Source organism: Pseudomonas sp. Pmew2 (assembly GCF_058129885.1).
The window spans coordinates 2,223,349-2,241,561 of the sequence record NZ_CM176702.1; the positions used below are offsets into that span (position 1 = coordinate 2,223,349).

General features: G+C 53.5%; 21 protein-coding genes, 1 tRNA gene and 4 pseudogenes. 11 read left to right on the forward strand and 15 right to left on the reverse strand.

Annotation, left to right across the window (positions count from 1 at the left end):
• Window positions 1–65: 65 nt before the first annotated feature.
• Together AC4ANK_RS10190 and AC4ANK_RS10195 are read right to left on the reverse strand one after the other, a co-directional pair.
• Window positions 66–755: a crotonase/enoyl-CoA hydratase family protein gene (locus AC4ANK_RS10190; RefSeq protein ID WP_002552864.1), complete on the reverse strand. Its 690-nt coding sequence runs from the start codon at window positions 753–755 to the stop codon at window positions 66–68.
• Window positions 756–880: 125 nt separating this feature from the next.
• Window positions 881–1,174, reverse strand: coding sequence for a DUF6388 family protein (locus AC4ANK_RS10195; RefSeq protein WP_002552865.1), 294 nt, complete (start codon window positions 1,172–1,174; stop codon window positions 881–883).
• A 162-nt stretch (window positions 1,175–1,336) separates the two neighbouring features.
• Between AC4ANK_RS10195 and AC4ANK_RS10200 the strand changes: the two are divergent.
• A pseudogene (locus tag AC4ANK_RS10200) lies at window positions 1,337–1,667 on the forward strand (EthD family reductase).
• A gap of 1 nt (window position 1,668) precedes the next feature.
• Here the strand turns inward: AC4ANK_RS10200 and AC4ANK_RS10205 are convergent.
• The gene (locus AC4ANK_RS10205; protein WP_002552868.1) at window positions 1,669–2,088 is read right to left on the reverse strand and encodes a DUF4124 domain-containing protein; all 420 of its coding nucleotides are present in this window, start codon (window positions 2,086–2,088) and stop codon (window positions 1,669–1,671) included.
• 151 nt (window positions 2,089–2,239) lie between these two features.
• On the opposite strand from AC4ANK_RS10205, the gene AC4ANK_RS10210 reads away from it, so the two are divergent.
• On the forward strand, window positions 2,240–2,410 hold the full coding sequence (locus AC4ANK_RS10210; protein ID WP_002552869.1) for a DUF6021 family protein: 171 nt from the start codon (window positions 2,240–2,242) through the stop codon (window positions 2,408–2,410).
• Window positions 2,411–2,462: 52 nt separating this feature from the next.
• Here AC4ANK_RS10210 and AC4ANK_RS10215 read toward each other — a convergent pair whose 3' ends face one another.
• The 3 genes from AC4ANK_RS10215 to AC4ANK_RS10225 form a co-directional block, all read right to left on the reverse strand.
• On the reverse strand, window positions 2,463–2,831 hold the full coding sequence (locus AC4ANK_RS10215; RefSeq protein ID WP_002552870.1) for a c-type cytochrome: 369 nt from the start codon (window positions 2,829–2,831) through the stop codon (window positions 2,463–2,465).
• 66 nt (window positions 2,832–2,897) lie between these two features.
• Window positions 2,898–3,428 (reverse strand): hypothetical protein, encoded by a 531-nt coding sequence (locus AC4ANK_RS10220; RefSeq protein WP_002552871.1) that lies wholly within the window; start codon window positions 3,426–3,428, stop codon window positions 2,898–2,900.
• A 261-nt stretch (window positions 3,429–3,689) separates the two neighbouring features.
• A complete protein-coding gene (locus AC4ANK_RS10225; protein WP_002552872.1) occupies window positions 3,690–4,193 on the reverse strand; it encodes a cupin domain-containing protein in 504 nt (167 codons plus the stop codon).
• Between the two features lie 214 nt (window positions 4,194–4,407).
• Between AC4ANK_RS10225 and AC4ANK_RS10230 the strand changes: the two genes are divergently transcribed.
• Both AC4ANK_RS10230 and AC4ANK_RS10235 read left to right on the forward strand, forming a co-directional pair.
• Window positions 4,408–4,665, forward strand: coding sequence for a DUF1652 domain-containing protein (locus AC4ANK_RS10230; protein WP_010197125.1), 258 nt, complete (start codon window positions 4,408–4,410; stop codon window positions 4,663–4,665).
• Between the two features lie 885 nt (window positions 4,666–5,550).
• Window positions 5,551–6,369, forward strand: coding sequence for a S1 family peptidase (locus AC4ANK_RS10235; RefSeq protein ID WP_057431894.1), 819 nt, complete (start codon window positions 5,551–5,553; stop codon window positions 6,367–6,369).
• Window positions 6,370–6,628: 259 nt separating this feature from the next.
• Here the strand turns inward: AC4ANK_RS10235 and AC4ANK_RS10240 are convergent, their stop codons facing one another.
• The 6 genes and pseudogenes from AC4ANK_RS10240 to AC4ANK_RS10265 form a co-directional block, all read right to left on the reverse strand.
• Window positions 6,629–7,039 (reverse strand): hypothetical protein, encoded by a 411-nt coding sequence (locus AC4ANK_RS10240; protein ID WP_031596091.1) that lies wholly within the window; start codon window positions 7,037–7,039, stop codon window positions 6,629–6,631.
• 4 nt (window positions 7,040–7,043) lie between these two features.
• A complete protein-coding gene (locus AC4ANK_RS10245; protein ID WP_031596093.1) occupies window positions 7,044–7,976 on the reverse strand; it encodes a hypothetical protein in 933 nt (310 codons plus the stop codon).
• A complete protein-coding gene (locus tag AC4ANK_RS10250) occupies window positions 7,977–8,330 on the reverse strand; it encodes a YkgJ family cysteine cluster protein (RefSeq protein WP_223227184.1) in 354 nt (117 codons plus the stop codon).
• A gap of 399 nt (window positions 8,331–8,729) precedes the next feature.
• Window positions 8,730–9,761: a hypothetical protein gene (locus tag AC4ANK_RS10255; protein WP_002552873.1), complete on the reverse strand. Its 1,032-nt coding sequence runs from the start codon at window positions 9,759–9,761 to the stop codon at window positions 8,730–8,732.
• Between the two features lie 297 nt (window positions 9,762–10,058).
• Window positions 10,059–10,259: pseudogene (locus AC4ANK_RS10260) on the reverse strand (transposase); the annotation flags it as partial.
• Window positions 10,260–10,310: 51 nt separating this feature from the next.
• The gene (locus AC4ANK_RS10265) at window positions 10,311–11,507 is read right to left on the reverse strand and encodes an IS256 family transposase (RefSeq protein ID WP_002552874.1); all 1,197 of its coding nucleotides are present in this window, start codon (window positions 11,505–11,507) and stop codon (window positions 10,311–10,313) included.
• 418 nt (window positions 11,508–11,925) lie between these two features.
• Here AC4ANK_RS10265 and AC4ANK_RS10270 point away from each other — a divergent pair, with 418 nt between their 5' ends.
• The 7 genes and pseudogenes from AC4ANK_RS10270 (at window position 11,926) to AC4ANK_RS10300 (ending at window position 16,374) form a co-directional block, all read left to right on the forward strand.
• Window positions 11,926–12,675: an IS5 family transposase gene (locus AC4ANK_RS10270; RefSeq protein ID WP_460382697.1), complete on the forward strand. Its 750-nt coding sequence runs from the start codon at window positions 11,926–11,928 to the stop codon at window positions 12,673–12,675.
• A gap of 109 nt (window positions 12,676–12,784) precedes the next feature.
• The gene (locus tag AC4ANK_RS10275) at window positions 12,785–13,534 is read left to right on the forward strand and encodes an IS5 family transposase (protein WP_460382697.1); all 750 of its coding nucleotides are present in this window, start codon (window positions 12,785–12,787) and stop codon (window positions 13,532–13,534) included.
• Between the two features lie 328 nt (window positions 13,535–13,862).
• Window positions 13,863–14,048: a hypothetical protein gene (locus AC4ANK_RS10280; RefSeq protein ID WP_031596102.1), complete on the forward strand. Its 186-nt coding sequence runs from the start codon at window positions 13,863–13,865 to the stop codon at window positions 14,046–14,048.
• A 102-nt stretch (window positions 14,049–14,150) separates the two neighbouring features.
• Window positions 14,151–14,373 (forward strand): annotated as a pseudogene (locus AC4ANK_RS10285) (IS3 family transposase); the annotation flags it as partial.
• A 644-nt stretch (window positions 14,374–15,017) separates the two neighbouring features.
• Window positions 15,018–15,519, forward strand: a pseudogene (locus AC4ANK_RS10290) (Hcp family type VI secretion system effector).
• 29 nt (window positions 15,520–15,548) lie between these two features.
• Entirely contained in the window at window positions 15,549–15,944 is a 396-nt protein-coding gene (locus AC4ANK_RS10295; RefSeq protein ID WP_004659794.1) for a polymorphic toxin type 44 domain-containing protein, read from the forward strand.
• The gene (locus AC4ANK_RS10300; protein WP_031596106.1) at window positions 15,922–16,374 is read left to right on the forward strand and encodes a hypothetical protein; all 453 of its coding nucleotides are present in this window, start codon (window positions 15,922–15,924) and stop codon (window positions 16,372–16,374) included. The genes AC4ANK_RS10295 and AC4ANK_RS10300 overlap by 23 nt, the downstream gene beginning before the upstream one ends.
• A gap of 117 nt (window positions 16,375–16,491) precedes the next feature.
• Here the strand turns inward: AC4ANK_RS10300 and AC4ANK_RS10305 are convergent, their stop codons facing one another.
• The 3 genes from AC4ANK_RS10305 to AC4ANK_RS10315 all read right to left on the reverse strand — a co-directional run bounded on the left by AC4ANK_RS10305 (window position 16,492) and on the right by AC4ANK_RS10315 (window position 18,137).
• Window positions 16,492–16,890, reverse strand: coding sequence for a hypothetical protein (locus AC4ANK_RS10305; RefSeq protein ID WP_031596108.1), 399 nt, complete (start codon window positions 16,888–16,890; stop codon window positions 16,492–16,494).
• A 229-nt stretch (window positions 16,891–17,119) separates the two neighbouring features.
• Window positions 17,120–17,209: transfer RNA gene (locus tag AC4ANK_RS10310), tRNA-Ser, on the reverse strand.
• 178 nt (window positions 17,210–17,387) lie between these two features.
• A complete protein-coding gene (locus tag AC4ANK_RS10315; protein WP_002552877.1) occupies window positions 17,388–18,137 on the reverse strand; it encodes a 3-oxoacyl-ACP reductase family protein in 750 nt (249 codons plus the stop codon).
• Between the last annotated feature and the right edge of the window lie 76 nt (window positions 18,138–18,213).

Below are 18,213 nucleotides of genomic sequence, written 5' to 3' on the forward strand. Positions count from 1 at the left end.
ATTGATCAAATGCGTATGAGTTCGCCGGTAAACAAAAGCCCGCGCGGGCGGGCTTCGATTGGGTATCACAGCATGTGTTGCCGATCCTGCTCGATAGCTGCATCCAGTGTATCGAGCAAGGCTTTTCTAACCTTGAGTTTGGTCTTCTTGTGCGCGCTCATGTTGATCTTCTTCAACTGTGCAGCGACCGACAATGCGGTGTTTTGCAGTTCATCGACGCTGACCACCTTGTCCAGGAAGCCGGCGGCCATCGCTCCTTCAGGGTCGAACATTTCGGCATTGATAACCGAGCGATTGAAGGCTGATTTACGCAACCGGTCACGCGCCAGTTCGATGCCGGCGTGGTGCATGGGCATGCCGATCTGTACTTCGTTCAATCCGATACTGAACGGCCCTGCGACACCGATACGATAATCGGCGGACAGCAGCAAAAAGGCACCCTTGGCAACGGCGTGGCCGGGGCAGGCGACGATGATCGGGAAGGGGTGCGACAGCATTCTGCGCGCCAGGGTGGAACCCTGAGCAACCAGATTGATCGCCGCTTCGGCGCTCGAGGTCATCACCTTGAGGTCGTAGCCGCCCGAGAGAATCCCGGGCTGTCCAGTGACGATCACGATTGCCCGGTCCTGTTCGGCCTGATCCAGCGCAGCATTGAACGCGATGATTACGTCCGGAGAAATGGCATTGACCTTGCCGTTGTTCAGGGTCAGCGTGGCGACACCGTCGTCCAGATGGTACGAGACCAGATCACTCATGACGTGATTCCTTTATTGAAGTGAGCAGACGTTACTCACCCATAAGGAACAGGTAAAGCGCTGACTGATGAGTCACTCGGTAGATCGCCAATCAATGGCCGATTTACCCTCAACGGCGGCTCGGGTCATGGCTGGATATCGTTGAAGCCGCAATATTCTTCCCAGTCCATTCCCAGCGCTTCGGCTACCTGGCGGTGTGCTTCAAGGCGCATGCTCTGCAACTGTTCGGGCGACTCGGCAATCAGTTCCAGCGCCAGTTCCCAGGACTCGATGCCCTGGCTCTCGGCCTCGTCTTCAAAAGCCCACTGTAATTGCTGCTTTTGCTCTTTCGGGCTCAACGCGCTGATTTCGTCCTTCAGGGTCGGATGGGTCGCGAGGTATTTCGCCAGCGCGGCCTCGTTCCACTCAAGCGTATTCATGCGGGGTTCCTCAAAATGGTTCGATAGCCCGGCTGCTTTTCAGGGCAGGGGGCAAGACGGCGTGATTGTGAGGGAGCACGTCATTGATGTCAGCACCCGGCCGCAATAATCGCTAGAGTGCTCAGACGAATGTATTGATCCTTCACTCAGGAGCCTATCGAGATGATTAAAGTCAGTGTGCTGTATGCGTATGAAGAGGGTGCCCGTTTCGACCACGATTACTATCGCGACAAACACTTGCCGCTGGTGCAAGAGCTGATGGGCAGTTACTGCAAGGGCTACAGCGTCGACAGAGGCATAGGCGGAGCAACGCCGGGCTCGGAGCCTCGGTATATCGGCATGTGCCACATCTATTGCGATGCCTATAGAAGACTTTGAAGCCGGCATGGGGCCGCATTCAAAGCAGATCAATGCCGACATCACCAACTACACCGACCTGATCCCGGAGATACAGATCAGCGAAGTGCGTGCCGATGTGAAAACCGCGCGATAGCTTATCGAGCGGCGTCCTGGCGAGCCGCTTGTTTTTTTGAAGACATGCCACCCGACGGATCAAAGCACTGGCTGTCGTAACGTGGGCTCTGGCACTGCGAAGGGATGTTCGGCGGTGGCGGGCGGTTTCGTTGATACGCCTTGTAGCGTTCCGTCTCGTAGACCGTCACGTGGGTGCGGCCACTGATCTTCAGGTATTCAGTGGCCTTGAGATTGGTCTGGTGAACATAATCGATAGGCTCACCCTCGCGCCGCATGTTCGGCGGGCCCTGGCGCTGCAGCGCGCTCTGTGCAGCGTTGTCACAGGGGATCGACGCATAGCTCACCTGTCCCTGCGGTGATGTGCATTTGAAGATCTCGCCGTACGCCGTGCCTGCACCCAGTAGCGCTAACACTGCCAGCGTGATTGAAAGCCTTTTCATGGTTCTCTCCTTGCATGGCGCAAGGCTATCATTTGCCTCTGAACGCCGCCATATCCTCTTGCTGCAAGACCCCGTTCGTCAGACATATCGCACGGCTATGTTGATCCGCTTTCTGACTATCAGGTTCTGAATTTAACCAGTGGAGGCGCATATGACCGGCACCAAGCCAGGCAGCAGCAACGAAGACAAGAATGATCCGGGTTTTGACGAAGAGTCACCGAAAACCCAGGACCCGCAAATCGATCCGACCGAGCCCGCCAAGACTCCAGCCAGTGACAAGGGCAGCAAGGATGATTACCCGCCGTACACCCCGGACAAGTAACTGAGCGACCGCCCTCGGTAAACACCGAGGGCGGTTTATCTACCTGTCCGTATTATTTGTTTGCGTCCAGGTATTCGAGCAGGTCTTCCATTCGCTCATCGTTGCCCATCCACCACAGTTTCATCCGCGTGCCAGGCACGACTTCGCCTGGGTCCTTGAGATACGTGCGCAACTCTTCACGCGTCCAGACCAGCCCCGAGTTTTTCATTGCGTCGGTATAGATGTAGCCTTCCTGTTGCCCTGCCTGACGACCAATGATGCCGTTGAGGGGCGGACCAAATGCATTGCGTGCAGAAGGGCCGATCTTGTGACAGCCGGAGCAGAGGCGGGTAAAGACTGCTTTTCCGGCTTCTGCATCACCTGCGCCGTAAGCCAGCGGTTGCAGTGCCAGCGCCACTATGAATAAGGCAGTTTTTCTCATCGATATCCCACAGCGCGTGCGGCCGTCTGGTCAAAAGCGACGAATGTTAGCGCAATTATCGGAGGTTCACTTGCTGGCCGGGATCTGGCTCGACAGTTCGTCGAAGTCACGCTTGTAACTCGCCATCTCTGCGGCACTGACGAAGCTCTGTTCAAGGACCACTTTCTTCGCGCCGGACTCGATGGTGTCCAGTTGATGAAGGAAGCGCTTCTTCTTTCTCGCCTCCATCCGTGCGCCAGCCTCATCGATAGCCGTGCGTAGCTCGGTTGCTCGCTGGTTTACGAAATCCTGGCCTCGACGATCAACGGTGAGCCCGTCGTTTTCGACATAGCCCTCCAGCCCGGTTTTCTTCAACACCAGCCAAAGTGCCTGATCCGGCGTGAACGTACCCTTGAATTTCTTGACCTTTCTGCTGCTGTCAGCGCCCAGGTCGACGGTAACCGGGCAGCCGGATCTATGCGCCAGTTGTTGCAGCGCCTCATCCAGGCGTTGTGAAGGCATGTCATAGGAGACGGGTGCCATCTGGCATGCAGCGAAGGCAGGAGCCGCCGTCAGAAACGCAACGGTGAGGACCAGTTTTTTCAGGGTGTATTTCATGTGGGAGGTTTTTCTTCCGGGAAGTAGGGCTTGGAAACCATTTTCTGCATGATGTTCCCTATCTGCCCGACGCCTGTGAAAGCAGTCGTGTTCCTGATGTCTCTGGGCGCATGTGGGGTACCATGTGCTCAAATCGCAGACAAAGAAAAGCCCGCGATGGGGGGGAGCGGGCTTAAGGTCTTGCTGGGAATTGAGTTAACAATAAACCCGCGAACGTGAAAAAAGCGTGAACTGCCGGATACAATTTATGAACAATTGAAATCAGGGCTCGCCTTCCCAGTAATCGAGGTTTTCAGTGGTCCGCTGGTTGGCGGTAAACACCCGGGTTCCCTGCACTGAAACCATCGCCTGGTACTTCCCCGAGTCGGGGTATTCACAGACCTCCGGCGTTTCCCGGGTGCTGATCGACAGGTACTTCAGCGGCGTCTGCGAGGTGTTGATTATCTGATGAGGGTATTCGGAACCAGCCGGGATAAACACGATGTCACCCGTCCGGATCGGCAGCATCTCGCCTGCGACACGCAAACTGCCTTCGCCCTCGATGATCACGAACATCTCTTCCTGCGCATGATGAAAGTGATAAGGGCACGAGCGCTTGCCCGGCGCGACGATATCAATCGAGGCCCCGAGCTTTTGTGCCGCCGTGCCTGTGCCCAGACGGGCTGCCGAGCTTTCATAGAGAGGTTCACGAACTTCATATGCGAGGGGAGCCTCGTTGAAATTGCGAATCAGACGAGACGCCAGTTCACGTGCGCGTTCATTCATGTCGGTCGACGCTCGGGGAGTTCAGAAGAGGGTACTTTAGACCAGACAGCGTGATGCGTTGCAGGCAGTTACCTTGATCAGGAAAAACAATCCCGGGCAGTCGCCACAAAAAAGCCCCCGCGCCGCGTGCATCCGTTGCGCAGGTCGGAAACCTATTCACCTGAAACTCGTCTACTCTTTACATCACGATTCAGCCCTTTGCAGAGGACGCACCATGTTTTCAAAAACCGATATTCAACGCGTTCTTGAAACGGCCTTTCTGCCGTCAAAGTGCGAGTGCGTCGTCGCGCTGGATGAAACCTTTTCAGTGAAGCTTCTCCACCCCGAGTCAGGCGATATCCAGCTGTATGTAAAGGGGCTGTCCTTGTCCGAGGTAGAGAGCAGCCGATCCATCGCGCGGCTGGTGCTTTCGCTGAGAGAGCAGAGGGATCTGATGGGGTTGATGGATTTGTCCATGAGGCGGTTGGCGTAGGGGCTGGGGGCGGATTTTGATTGTGGTTGTTTGATTGCATTCAGGAAGCCCCTGAATTCCTTTCAGAATTCAGGGGGTTTGCGTTTTATCGATGTGGCGGTGAAAGAGGGGGCTCAAGTAATCGTCAATGGCTTGGTGCGATACCGGAGCGTCTACCCTCGCGAGCCCATCACCAAGACAATGACTTGATGCTTTCCAGGGAAACGAACCTTGAGTCGGGCTTGAAGTGATTCCCTCACGTAACGAAAGCCGCGGTGCTCCCGGTTTGAATGCACAATATGATGCATAACCACCGGCGCCCAATGGCAGGAGCCGCATTTGCAGATGGATCCTCAAAAATGATGAGAGCCGCGATCACGGTGCTAGCAAGTCATGTCCCACCGTTTAACTCAGTTCATACAGCCGCGCAGGCGTTGCCATCTAGTGAACTATGCTGGAAGACGTTCCAAAAGCTCACCCGCATGGATTTAGAAAAGCCCTGTGCGGCGTTCTTCGCCGGAGGCTGGTGGGCGAGGATTGATATGTTCTACATCGCCTTTGCAATGTCGACTGGATTGCGTCGAGTCGCAGGCGTCTCCGCTTGGGCCTGAATCTGCCGGTGGCGCCCGACCGCCATTGGCCAGGAGCGGTCATCGAGATCTACAGAAGCCGGGGCGACTCACTTTTACGGTTACCAGGACGTAAGGCCGTCTGAATGGAGCTCATCTATGAGCGGTTACGTTGGACCAACACATGGTTATGAGGCATCCGCGCAGTCAGCCGCACTCGAATGTGGAGTAGCGACTTAGGCCTGATCAGCGCCTGTTACGGTCGAGATTTTGAACAGAGCGGGTATATGCCGACTCTAGCACTGTCAGTCTGCACAGAAACTAGGAATAGAGTTGAATGTACAATCAGATATATGAAGCCATGAAGCGAAGTTGCGGCTACGTCACAATTGTCTTGGATGGCGAGACGATCAGTCAGGGCACCTGTTTTGCGTTCACCCCTGATGGTGAAGTCATTACCGCGGCACATGTTGTGACAGGACGAATGCCGATACAGGTGAAGGACTACACCGATCCCAATGCCAAAATTTTTATCAAATTTTCTGGGCGCCCCGTGCTGGAGTACCTCGTGAAATTTTGCTCCTTGGAGATCTGTGTCGAAGCGTTTTCTGAAAACGTGCAGCTCGACATTGCGGTCCTCGCTCCCAAGGAAACACAATCCGAGGTCTTCAGCTTTCTCCCCGCCAGCCTCTCACCTCCTAGACTGGGGGAAATGGTTTTTCTGTCTGGTTTCTCCGATGACCTCTCGTTACCGTTCAACCTCGATAAAATAGCTAAAAAAGATTTCCCGGGAATGCAGGATTTCCTGAGCGCAATGCAGTCCGGGTACATCGCCGACATGATGGGGCCAATGACCAAACGCGCTGTGGTCGGCAATCATGTGCGAATTCATGCCAGTAACTCAGCACAGGCCATCACTGCCGATTTCAGTTTGTTTTACATGGACAACGGTGTTAACAGCGGCGCGAGTGGTGGACCGATTGTTAATGAGGGGGGAGAGGCCATTGGGGTGATTTCCCAGCGCGCGGTGACCAGCGCGAGCCAATCATCGGCCCCCGGTCTTAAAGTACCAAGTGGAGCGACTATCGGCTTGTCCTTGGAACCGATTGAAACAGTTCGTCAGATCATAGCTCGGCGAGCCTCCACCAAACTGTAACGGTTGATGATCGGCCTGATTTCAGCCAACAGCAAAGTAATCAGGGGGCCCACAACGTTAGTGGCTCGCGATGCGGCGTCAGCTTCGATATTGCTGGAAATAGTCATTGGTCAGAGCAATTTGGCTGAGGTCCGTTTTTGGCCCATTTCTGCCAGTCACGACAGGCAGAAATCGACCCTGAGCTGCACTTCATAACCGGTAGGATGGCCTTGCGGTCGCTGCGACTAGAGGCTGCGCGAAGTAACCTTTCACACAGTACCTAGATCTCGATCGTCTTGACCTCAGGATCGTAGAAAGCACCTATAAGCTCGCGCGCACCCGCAAGGGGAGACTGCTTGGTAATATCGACGATTGCGCCGATTGCATTGCTTATCAGGGAGCTGTCGCCAGTTTCAATGCCCTTGTCGAGCACCTCGAAGAAGCTATGAATCGTTGTTGCCCGCTCTTCGAAGATCTTCGCCAAGTACTGCTCTAGAACGGCTCTTTGAGCACCGATCTGTTCTAACTTGACGTCTTTGAATACCGAGATGGCTGCTCTTTTAGTGCCTTCAACTTCTGCGACTTTTTTATATTCCGTCCAAGATGATACTAGCATTTCGAAGGAAGACTGCGCCGCTTGCATGGGAATGTCAGGCGCTTTTTTTATGATAGTTTGAATGTGCTTTTTCATGGTATCAGCTCAGGGTCAATATTCCGGAAATCGTGCCTTTAATGTTCTTGGCGGCGGAACCATCTGCCGCGATGATTGGCACATCAAGTACTTTTTTCAGGCCCGTACCCAACACCACCATTCTCTCGAACGCGGCGCTGTCGCTATCGTCGTTGACTTTGATTGCCTCAAAGCGCTTTACAAGCTCGGTAATGGTTGCAGCCATCTCGGCCGCATTCGTTCTAATCGCCTTCAGTGCTGTTTTCAGAACTTCCATTTCTGCAACAGCAGTTTCGACTTCGGCTTGGTAAGCATGGGCTTTAGTCAAAGCTTCTTCAGCTTTGCTCGCCATCATGAATCCACCGATGGCGAGAGCAGGGCCAAGCACAATTCCGCCCAAGGCGATCATGCCGCCGGCCATGCCAAAACCGCCGGCGCTCAATGCGCCTCCGCCAAGCCACGCCAAGGTCGCGTTGGTGGCCGCCGCGCCTGAGAGCCCGGAAATCGCCGCGCCTGTGGAGGCGCTGGCCAATGCCCCTACCGAACCATAGGCCCCGATAGCGGCCAATGCTCCGCCACCTACTCCAGAAGCGAGACCTCTCTCAATCTCCAGAGAGTTCAATACCAGCTTCTCGTAGGCTTTCAATTGCTCTACGGTGAAGTCCTCATTGAAACCTTTCAGGGTGCTTTTAGTGTCCTTTCTTTTTTTAAACGCTTCAACGAGGTATTTAATTTGATGGCTGAATGTGTGGACTTTTAATTTGCCCAGCGCAGTCAGCGCGGCTTGGGTTTCCTCACGAGCACCATCCAGCACTTGTGAAGCTTTTTTAAATTTAGCCTCTGCGTTTTCACCGATCTCTTTGGCCTTGTCAAAGTTGCCAGATGCCTCAACACCTTTGAATACACCGGTTGCTGCCAAAGCAGCGGCCGCGCCCCACAAAATAATTGGAAGTGGCATTTAAACTCTCTCTCGATGTGTGGGAGAATTATTGACTTTGTGTGCATGCTGCGCATCCACGCACGCTTTCAGATTGGCCGCGATATATTCGCTTTTGCTCATATGCGCAGACAGGTTTTGCTCATAGAAATCATCTACCCGACAAATTAATGGGCGGGTTTCATAGATTTTGCAGTTGTGACTGGTGCTGTCAAAATTCACGCAGGTTCCATCCCCACGATCCAGATGTGCATAAGCAATCGCTTTGTTCAGATTTTTGCAGCACAGTCCACATTTTGTACAAAAAAATGCGGCTGAAATTTTGTGTTCGTACGAGGGGACGAGCATGTGTACTTCCAGCAATCCATTGCTCATGGCTCAAGCGCTTCCTGCGAATGTGGCGGGTGATAACGCACTGATCGTCATCGTGTCTATGAATGGTATCTGCTATTCGCTGGAAAACTTTAGTGCCCCTTGCATCCCGGGCGAACACGACACCAGCCTAGAGATCAAAAGGGTCCGAGTTTCCTTGCAGGACTGAGCGACTGCTTCTGGCCGATTGTGTTGAAAAAGTCGGTCCTTCCAGGCTGCATATGTACTGACTGCTGAAAATGCCTTTTTTGCGCGCATCTACGCGAAATCTGAACCCGGAACTCTCTACTCCAAGCAAAGATTTCAAACTCAGACACGTACTTTTCTGCCGTGAAAACCATGGCCGACTTTTTCAAAAGAATCGGCCGGTTGCTGACCCTCGAAAAAGGCCGCCTCGGGTCTTTAGCTTTGTTTTTTACAGACGTTGTAAGTCTTGTTCTGTTCCATTAACTCAACGCGTTGCCCATAGCCTGTCATCATTACGAGATTGCGTTCGGTGATTCCGGTTGGCTGATAGGCCATTCCTTGGGCATCAAGGTGGCGAACGAAGCCTGCCGCCGTCATCTGATCAATCAGTGTTTTACGTCGAATGACGTCGATAAGCCCTCTGCTGTTGCCGGTAGTCAAAAATACGGGGCGATCAGCTTTCAGTAACCACACCGGCTGTGCGCTGACATCACCCTTGAAAATGTACATGCAGTCGGTTGACGCGCTGGTAATTTCAGCTTGCCGGACGTAGTGGCCGTTCTCATACCCGACCAGTGTGAGTAAGCCGGGTTGGACCAGCGCGAGAGTATCAACTGTGTCCACCCCTTCTTGTTGAACGCCATAGTCAAAATAGGCCCATTTCAGAGGGAGCACGGTCGACGGCAAATACGCCAAGTTGAGATCTTGCTTCATACGGGCCAAATCTTCAGGTGTTCCAAAGGGAACTGGATTGCTGCAAGCTGCTAGAAGCGCGGCGCAGCTTCCAGCGAGGAGCCAGTGCAGGCGTTTCATTTTCACTCTCCGTGTGTCGATGCTGGTGTTGCTAATTGAATGTGGGCGGATGTTATCAGAAACATCGCAGGTTCCATGATTGGAGCATTTCAATTTTGATTGGAGCGGGAAAAGGTCGATGGAGAGAGAAACCAGCAACACCGGAATTCTAAAGCGCCATCGGTACCTGATACCGGCATTGATGGCTATCGCGTCATTGGGCAGTGCAGTGTTGCGTTTTTCTGGCGACTGGAGCCACTTCTGGGCGGTGCTGCAGTGCAGGCGTGGTTCATGCAAGCGGTCTTCGCTTACCTTCGAGGAGGCCGGATTGCCATTGAACCGGGTAGTTTTTCTAGGGATGCGGCTCCGCTGGGAAGATTGGCACTGGCGGTAACCGCATTTGCTTCTTACCTGTTGGCGTTCGCCTGTGGGTCTGATCATATTGACTCGGTTCATGAACGAAGAGCTTCGGATTGGACAATGCCTACCCGGGAGGATATCGGACGCGCAGGTGAGTGAACGTCAGCCAGTGTCTCAGACGTCCGGGCTTCGCAGCTTTCGCAGAAGTTACCAATGTAGCGGCTGCTATCGACCGATTCTGTTGAAAAAGTCGGAATTTCAGGCTGGAAGAAGGCGACGTTGGCCTTCGTTTCAGAACCTGGTCACCACGTTGCGTGGCTTTCCAGTTCTGCGTTGACCGTTGCAGCTTGGTTAATAGGTTAATTTGAGGGTTTTTGCTGGCTCCGGGCGCACCTATCCCGTAGTCGGTGGCCCTTGAGAGGTCAGTTTCGCCAGTCGTCTTAGATTCTGTACCGCAGCCGCCAAGGTGAATTCGTCGTTCGCACCGGTCATTCCTCGTAGCCTTAATCGTTCCAGTTTCAGGATTCGTTTGAGATGAGCGAACAACATTTCGACCTTTTTGCGCTCATGGCGAGAGCACACGTATTGGATCGTGTCCCAGCAAGTGATGTAACTCATCACGGCTCTGGCCATTGAGTTTGCCGTTTAGTTGATCACGGCCGACAGCTTGGCCTGCGGATTATCGCTGACCGCCTCGAAGGCCTCCAACTGCATATAACGTCGTTGTAGGCACCACTCGTCGTTCTGCTCCAACAGCATCGCTCCGACCAGCCGGGTGATCGCTGGATCATTAGGGAAGATGCCCACGACATCGGTACGTCGCTTGATCTCTGCGTTCAGGCGTTCCAGCGGATTCGTGCTGTGCAACTGCTGGCGATGGGCTTTCGGGAAAGCCATGTGTGCCAGCACTTCATCTTCGCAACCGTCCATGAGCACCGCAATTTTGGGGTATTTCTCACGCAACTGGTCGGCCACCAGGCGCCACTGCTGATGGCATTCCTGACGGCTATCCTGAGCAAAGACCGTGCGCAGCAACGCCGCCACCATGCTGCGCTGCCCCTCGCCGACGTGAGCCATCGCGTTACGCATGAAATGCACGCGGCAGCGCTGCCAAGTCGCGTGGAAGACCTTGGCGACCGCCGCCTTGAGACCTTCGTGGGCGTCAGAGATCACCAGCTTTACGCCGCGTAAGCCACGACGCATCAAGCTACGAAGGAAGTCCGTCCAGAACGGCTCCGCCTCGGAGGGGCCAACCCGCATGCCCAGAATTTCCCGTCCTCCATTGGTGCTGACGGCCACGGCGATTATTACCGCGACCGAAACGATGCGGCCTGCCTCCCGCACTTTAACGTAGGTGGCGTCGATCCAGAGGTACGGCCAGTCGCCTTCAAGTGGTCGATCCAGGAACGCATTGACGCGTTCATCAATCTCACCCGCGAGTCTGGATACTTGGCTTTTCGAGATGCCAGTCATGCCCATGGCTTTGACCAGCTCGTCGACCGAACGCGTGGAAACGCCTTGGATATAGGCTTCCTGAATGACTGCCGCCATCGCCTTCTCAGCGGTTCTGCGTGGCTCCAGAAAGCCAGGGAAGTAGCTGCCTTGGCGCAGCTTGGGGATCTTCAAATCAACGTCCCCGGCACGGGTTTGCCACAGGCGGTCGCGGTAACCGTTGCGACTGTTGGTACGGTCAGGGCTTTTGACATCGAAGCCAGCGCCGCAAAGGCTTTCAACATCGAAATCCATCATCCGCTGGGCGACGAACTGGATCATTTGCTTGAGCAGATCAGCATCTGCCCCTTTCTCAACCAACTCGGTCAATGCGATAGTGGGCTTGGTCATCGTGGTTTCTCTGGTGAGTGTTTGGTCTTCGCAAACTCAACAGTAGCCAAGAACCACGATGACCATCCTCTTTCGCCCTCGAGGCGCTTTCGGTTGGTTCAGTTACACCACTTCTCGGGACACGATCGAAGTGCAAAGTGAGCCAGACCAAGGCGCTACGAAATTGGGCATACACCCTGCAAATCAACGATCCATCGGGGCCGTAGTACGTCATCTTCCAGATCCGCAAAGCGGTGCAGCCAGGACGGCAGAAACAGGATCTGACAATCAGAAAAGCTTGTGGACGCGATTTCTGACGGCAATCTAGTACTTTCAGACAAACCCTAGGGTCTGTTCCCGTTTCGACGTAACCCATTGATCTCTATGAGAACAGGCCCGTATTGTTGGAGTTCTCACACAACACCAATACGAGCCTGCAATGCCCCGATTAATGCTCAGTGATGAGCACTGGCCGAAGCTTCGAGAAATTTTGCTGCACGAATCGATCTACAACAAGCGAGATTTGCGCACCACGGTTGAAGGCATGCTGTACCGCATGCGTGTGGGTTGCCCTTGGCGAGACCTGCCGAAAGCGTTTGGAAACTGGAGCAAGGTCTACAAGCGGTTCAATGCCTGGTCTGCTTCAGGCAAGTGGGTCAAGGTGCTTGAGGTGCTGATGACCGATCCTGACATGGAGTGGGTTTTCATTGATGGCAGTTATGTAAAGGCTCATCAGCACAGTGCAGGTGCTGCCAGCACGCAGGACCAGGCCATCGGAAAAAGCCGAGCCGGTAACACCAGCAAGATTCACCTGGCTGTAGACGCTTGTGGGCTGCCCATTGCATTTGACGTGACCGGAGGCCAGACCAATGATTGTTCGCAGGCGGCCTCGTTGATTGCCAAGATGCCCAATGCAGAAGTGATCATTGCGGACAAGGGCTACGACACTGAAGCGATACGCGCTCAGGTCGAGCAGCAAGGCAGCAAAGTGGTGATTCCACGAAAGCGCAATTCTCTGAAAGGGAACGCAGATCTGGACAAAGGGTTATATCGCAATCGACATCTCGTAGAAAACGCCTTTGCCCGGTTGAAGCATTTCCGGGCGGCGGCTTCTCGGTTCGACAAACTCAAGAGAAACTATGAAAGCGTCATAGCAATGGCCTGCGCTTTTCTGTGGCTGCCAATGTGAAACGGGAACAGACCCTAGGGTCTGTTCCCGTTTCGACGTAACCCATTGATCTCTATGAGAACAGGCCCGTATTGTTGGAGTTCTCACACAACACCAATACGAGCCTGCAATGCCCCGATTAATGCTCAGTGATGAGCACTGGCCGAAGCTTCGAGAAATTTTGCTGCACGAATCGATCTACAACAAGCGAGATTTGCGCACCACGGTTGAAGGCATGCTGTACCGCATGCGTGTGGGTTGCCCTTGGCGAGACCTGCCGAAAGCGTTTGGAAACTGGAGCAAGGTTTACAAGCGGTTCAATGCCTGGTCTGCTTCAGGCAAGTGGGTCAAGGTGCTTGAGGTGCTGATGACCGATCCTGACATGGAGTGGGTTTTCATTGATGGCAGCTATGTAAAGGCTCATCAGCACAGTGCAGGTGCTGCCAGCACGCAGGACCAGGCCATCGGAAAAAGCCGAGCCGGTAACACCAGCAAGATTCACCTGGCTGTAGACGCTTGTGGGCTGCCCATTGCATTTGACGTGACCGGAGGCCAGACCAATGATTGTTCGCAGGCGGCCTCGTTGATTGCCAAGATGCCCAATGCAGAAGTGATCATTGCGGACAAGGGCTACGACACTGAAGCGATACGCGCTCAGGTCGAGCAGCAAGGCAGCAAAGTGGTGATTCCACGAAAGCGCAATTCTCTGAAAGGGAACGCAGATCTGGACAAAGGGTTATATCGCAATCGACATCTCGTAGAAAACGCCTTTGCCCGGTTGAAGCATTTCCGGGCGGCGGCTTCTCGGTTCGACAAACTCAAGAGAAACTATGAAAGCGTCATAGCAATGGCCTGCGCTTTTCTGTGGCTGCCAATGTGAAACGGGAACAGACCCTAGGAAAAACCGGAGAGGCGACAAATATTCTGACACCGGGACGCGTGTGCTGCCTGACCTTGTGGCATGAGGCTATTAGCCCATTTGTGCTATTGATCGTATTAGGTTTCAGTACTCAAATGTGCCATAGAGAAGTGCATCTCTAAATCAAAACTCATGCAGCTGACTTAGGGTCGCTGTTTGCCTGGTCACGTTTTAGGGCCGCGGCAGTGTACCTTGAGTGCCGACAATAAAGCGTTAAAGTCGGTAGGGTATTGTGACGTTCATGCAGCCTTTACAGGCTCGCATTACCCGCTAAAACTATGGAGCATTTATGAAAGACAATATGAAGAAAGTGCGTTCGCGAAATATTGGAATCGCCTTGGCGCTCACATTGGGCGTTGCATTCAGCGGCACTGCAAGTGCGTTTACATTTGAACACGGGTGGAGTTGCCAGAATAAATGGTATCAGATGGGACTTATTGAACTGATTTCGTGCGGCGGTGGCGGCGAAGGTTGAGTTTTTTACGATACACGCTATGTGCGGTAAAAATAACATGTGCTTCAAGCCTGTGCATGCCTGTGAAGATGCGGTCACACGGTCGCATCTTCACGCCGCATCATCGTGTCGATGATGCTGGAAGACGGCGAGCAAATTGGACGGTTCAAGGTGCGAGGCCTGATGCGGGAACTGGAGCTGGTCAGCGAACAACCTGGATCACACGCCTACAAGCCAGCGACGGTTGAGCGGTCTTATATTCCGAACATCTTGAATCGAGAGTTTGATGTGCCGGCGCCGAATCGGGTCTGGTGACATCACCTACATCTGGGCTCAAGGGAAGTGGCTGTCGTTGTGGATCTCTTAATATTAGAAATAATTGCCGAGTAGTCATTTTCTGGAGATATCAAGTCGTAACCGATTAAAAAAACGCCCATCGAACTCTCTTTGGGAGGCTAAATGCCACCGGCTGGAGAGCCGTAGCCTACGTCCTTGGCATTGCCACCCTTAATTTCTGCTCTGTCCCAACAGATTTCCGGGGTCGTCCTTACGTAACGCTGCAAGGTGGAGTCAATCAATTCATGGAACCCCAGTTTTCATTTGAAGATGCAAAAGACCCTACTATAGCTCAGTTGCAAAAGGGTAGGCGCATTACTCTGGCCTGCACCGGCAGGGGCGACATTGCCAAGACGCCTATTTCTGAAGACTGCCAGTTCGTACGCTGAACAATCTGAATCTGAATCGGGATCGGAAGCACCGCACTATCATTAAGCTGTGCTCGACTGCCCCCCCCCTCTGCGCTCTGTTTAGCAGCGTTGAAGCTGACCCGACCCCAAAGATATTTCCAGTCAGCACAGTCAATCGCCGTCGAATGTAGCGCGAGCAGGCAGCATGAGAATTGGAAAACAGGGAAAACGACCTCACTGTTCCGTCAGCGCGGGAATCTCAGTATCATGCTAACCCTTGCGAAAACCTTAAAAGGAATTAAGTATGTCATTTGAAGCCTACCTACAAATCGAAGGTATTCCCGGAGAAACGCTCTCCGAAGGTTACGAAAACTGGATTGAGCTACAGGATTTCGACCTCTCGGCCAGTCAGACAGCGTCCGCTACAGCTACGTCCGCTGGCGGTGCAACTTCTGGTCGCGCTTACTTAAGTGATTTGCTTGTCCGCAAACCTGTAGATAACGCTACCCCCAAACTTCATGAGGCTTGCTGTAGTGGAAAACATTTTTAAGCAGGTGTCGGTTCATATATTTAGGGCTGGCGATCCGAAAGTTAAATACCTTGAGATAGTGCTTGAGGAGGTTATAATTAGCTCTTTCGCTTTAACGGGCAATGGCGATCAGTCTAATGCGTTTCCGAGTGAGCTGATTGCGTTAAATTATGGCCGCATCAAATTAATCTACTCCAAACAAAGTCGAAAGACTGGGCAAGGCGCAGGGCAAATTGCGGGCGGCTGGGATGCCATCAGCAATAAAATTTACGCCTGATCCTGTGCGCGTTTGGAAGAGAGCAAGCCATGAACTATGAAATGCCAGAAGCGATACCTCCCGGCGTTAGTGTCGATGTGCACATGAAGCTTGCGAACGATCAGTGGAAGAAGGACCCCGCTGTCGGTGCATTCATGAGTTGGTTTTATTACAAAGTACGTAATCATGGTCCATGGGACTATAAGCAGCAGAATCATGCGTGGGAAGATTTCGGCAATTTTCACTACGGCGCCGTGGGCAGAGCTGGTCAGTTGCCTGATCAGATTCTGCTGAGGGCTGCGGGGTTTGCTCAGAAACGTTCAGGGACGCAGAGCACCAAGGTGGATTGGGGGAAGTGGTACTGGCGTGCGCCGTATGGCGATGATCCAACTGACCAATATTGGATAGAACAAGGTATTGAATATGCAAAGTCAAAAGGATACTAAGTCGCGCAATGTGTACAAAATTCTGTTCTGGTGCCTGTTAGGTCTTTTAGTTATTGATTACTTTCTTGACTCGGTGGTCGGTGGCATTGCAGATGCTGATGAGCTTGTTATTAAGCAGGAGGTTAAGGGCGGGGCGTGGGTATACGTAACTCGCTACGGTGCACCTGCTACTGATTTGGATACTCTGAGACTCTACATCGACAATCAGATTCAAGGAACCGATCAGGAGATTTTAAAGCAGCTAAACAAACAGGCTTCTTTTATGATTACGGATAGTAATGTGCAGGATGTCGTAATTCGCGATACTCAGAGTGGAGTGGGTATTGATGTTAAAGGCGCTGTTTACAATTATTACAGCAAGCAATACACCGACGGCGAAAAATTTAAAAGTTACCGCGTCAGCTTGAATCAGCAAGATGAGCGACGCTGAGTGAAAACCCTCTAATGCTTTTGTCTTTCTACATCTGTCTTATTGAATATCGGTCTTACTACCGGTCGAATTCCGTCTACCCCGGATAGACGATTTCCGACCATGGCGAGATCGAATTTAGGCTACGTCTCTCATCCATTCCGGCTGATCTTCGAAGTGTTCGTCGTACGCGATAACGCTGGGCGCCGGTGCAATCTGCGCCGCTTTTGGCAAGGGAGCAGGGGTGTACTCAGGCACACGTTCGCCTCTTGGGTTTGGCGTGACCGCTACAGGCTTAGGGATGGCCTCCAGCGGCGACATGGACGCCAGAATAAGGTCGCGAGTGATCGTCATCGAGTTGGAATATGCGCAGCCATGAATACGGCGCTTCTCGATGGTCAGGTATCCATGCTCACGCAATTTCTTGATGAACGCCTTTGCAACAGTAAGGCTGCAAGCAAACGCGCTGGCGATGTGGTTCTGATTGTCGAACCACAGCTCGCCTTCGCCGGTGAAGTAGTCGTGCCGATCTTTCATGAGCACCCACAGAATCTTGTCCTGTGCAGAAAGTGCGACGGGCTGGCGAGTAGTCAGACTGAGAAGCTGGCGGGCTTGGAGAAGGGTGTGCGGGCGTCGAGAATGTATGCACATCCCCAGCCATCGGGGGAGGGGAAGCGCTGACCGGCGAGAACTTGCAGCACTGTGAGTAGTACAAACAAAAAACCCGTGAACTCTAAGTAACTGAATTCACAGGCTTTTCTTAATATGGCGGTGAAGGAGGGATTCGAACCCTCGATACAATTTCTTGTATACACACTTTCCAGGCGTGCTCCTTAAGCCACTCGGACACCTCACCGTATCTCGACGACAACGTTGTGTCTGTCGAGGCGCGCTAATGTAGTCGAAACCTTTTCCTAACGCAAAACTTTTTTTCAGATTTTTCATGCGGTTAAGCAAATAAACGCTTATGCGCCACTGAAAAGCCCGAGAAGGCGGTGCGGCGCTGAGGCGCAGCGCCGCTCGTCTCGTGAAGTTCAGGCGCTGAAGCCGCCATCGATGGTCAGGCTGGCACCGGTTATGTAGCCGGCTTCCGGGCCTGCCAGGTAGGCAACGAAGCTGGCGATTTCTTCGCTTGTGCCGTAGCGGGGCAGGGCCATCAGTGCTTTCAGGGTTTCGGCGAATTCGCCCTGTGCCGGGTTCATGTCGGTGTCCACCGGGCCGGGCTGGACGTTGTTGACGGTGATGCCCTGCGGGCCGAGGTCGCGGGCCATGCCTTTGGTGAGGCCAATCAGCGCCGATTTGCTCATGGCGTAGGTTGCTCCGCCTGCAAAAGGCATGCGGTCGGCGTTGGTGCTGCCAATGTTGATGATGCGGCCGCCTTCTTCCATGTGCCGGGCGGCTTCCTGGCTGGCGATAAACACACTGCGCACGTTGATCGCCAGAGTTTTGTCGAAGTCCTGCATCTTGAAGTCGTTAAGTGGTGCGATCGCCAGAATGCCGGCGTTGTTGACCAGAATGTCCAGCCTGCCAAGGGTTTCAGCGGTGGTCTGCACGGCCTGGCGAATGGCTTTCTCATCGGCGCTGTCTGCGCGAATGGCCAGTGCCCGACCGCCATTGGCGACGATGCTGTCTTGAATCTCCAAAGCGTTGACCTCGGAGCTGACGTAGGTAAACGCCACGGCGGCGCCTTCTTTGGCCAGTCGCTGGACAATGGCTGCACCGATGCCTCGGGAGCCGCCCTGCACGAGCGCTACTTTGCCAGCGAGTTTAAGGTGTTCGATCACGATGTTCTCCTTGAGGGGCGGGTCTCGGACAAGCCTGAGCCTGTCGACGATTGCGACCAGAATAGACCTTGATTGC

Excerpts from the sequence above, each read along its gene's own strand:
- AC4ANK_RS10240 (WP_031596091.1), bottom strand. The coding sequence starts at position 7,039 with ATGAAAAAGCACATTCAAACTATCATAAAAAAAGCGCCTGACATTCCC.
- AC4ANK_RS10230 (WP_010197125.1), top strand. The coding sequence starts at position 4,408 with ATGTTTTCAAAAACCGATATTCAACGCGTTCTTGAAACGGCCTTTCTG.
- AC4ANK_RS10205 (WP_002552868.1), bottom strand. The coding sequence starts at position 2,088 with ATGAAAAGGCTTTCAATCACGCTGGCAGTGTTAGCGCTACTGGGTGCA.
- AC4ANK_RS10220 (WP_002552871.1), bottom strand. The coding sequence starts at position 3,428 with ATGAAATACACCCTGAAAAAACTGGTCCTCACCGTTGCGTTTCTGACG.
- AC4ANK_RS10275 (WP_460382697.1), top strand. The coding sequence starts at position 12,785 with ATGCCCCGATTAATGCTCAGTGATGAGCACTGGCCGAAGCTTCGAGAA.
- AC4ANK_RS10235 (WP_057431894.1), top strand. The coding sequence starts at position 5,551 with ATGTACAATCAGATATATGAAGCCATGAAGCGAAGTTGCGGCTACGTC.
- AC4ANK_RS10280 (WP_031596102.1), top strand. The coding sequence starts at position 13,863 with ATGAAAGACAATATGAAGAAAGTGCGTTCGCGAAATATTGGAATCGCC.
- AC4ANK_RS10245 (WP_031596093.1), bottom strand. The coding sequence starts at position 7,976 with ATGCCACTTCCAATTATTTTGTGGGGCGCGGCCGCTGCTTTGGCAGCA.
- AC4ANK_RS10195 (WP_002552865.1), bottom strand. The coding sequence starts at position 1,174 with ATGAATACGCTTGAGTGGAACGAGGCCGCGCTGGCGAAATACCTCGCG.
- AC4ANK_RS10265 (WP_002552874.1), bottom strand. The coding sequence starts at position 11,507 with ATGACCAAGCCCACTATCGCATTGACCGAGTTGGTTGAGAAAGGGGCA.
- AC4ANK_RS10295 (WP_004659794.1), top strand. The coding sequence starts at position 15,549 with ATGAACTATGAAATGCCAGAAGCGATACCTCCCGGCGTTAGTGTCGAT.
- AC4ANK_RS10255 (WP_002552873.1), bottom strand. The coding sequence starts at position 9,761 with ATGAACCGAGTCAATATGATCAGACCCACAGGCGAACGCCAACAGGTA.
- AC4ANK_RS10300 (WP_031596106.1), top strand. The coding sequence starts at position 15,922 with ATGCAAAGTCAAAAGGATACTAAGTCGCGCAATGTGTACAAAATTCTG.
- AC4ANK_RS10305 (WP_031596108.1), bottom strand. The coding sequence starts at position 16,890 with ATGAAAGATCGGCACGACTACTTCACCGGCGAAGGCGAGCTGTGGTTC.
- AC4ANK_RS10210 (WP_002552869.1), top strand. The coding sequence starts at position 2,240 with ATGACCGGCACCAAGCCAGGCAGCAGCAACGAAGACAAGAATGATCCG.
- AC4ANK_RS10225 (WP_002552872.1), bottom strand. The coding sequence starts at position 4,193 with ATGAATGAACGCGCACGTGAACTGGCGTCTCGTCTGATTCGCAATTTC.
- AC4ANK_RS10215 (WP_002552870.1), bottom strand. The coding sequence starts at position 2,831 with ATGAGAAAAACTGCCTTATTCATAGTGGCGCTGGCACTGCAACCGCTG.
- AC4ANK_RS10250 (WP_223227184.1), bottom strand. The coding sequence starts at position 8,330 with ATGAGCAATGGATTGCTGGAAGTACACATGCTCGTCCCCTCGTACGAA.
- AC4ANK_RS10190 (WP_002552864.1), bottom strand. The coding sequence starts at position 755 with ATGAGTGATCTGGTCTCGTACCATCTGGACGACGGTGTCGCCACGCTG.
- AC4ANK_RS10270 (WP_460382697.1), top strand. The coding sequence starts at position 11,926 with ATGCCCCGATTAATGCTCAGTGATGAGCACTGGCCGAAGCTTCGAGAA.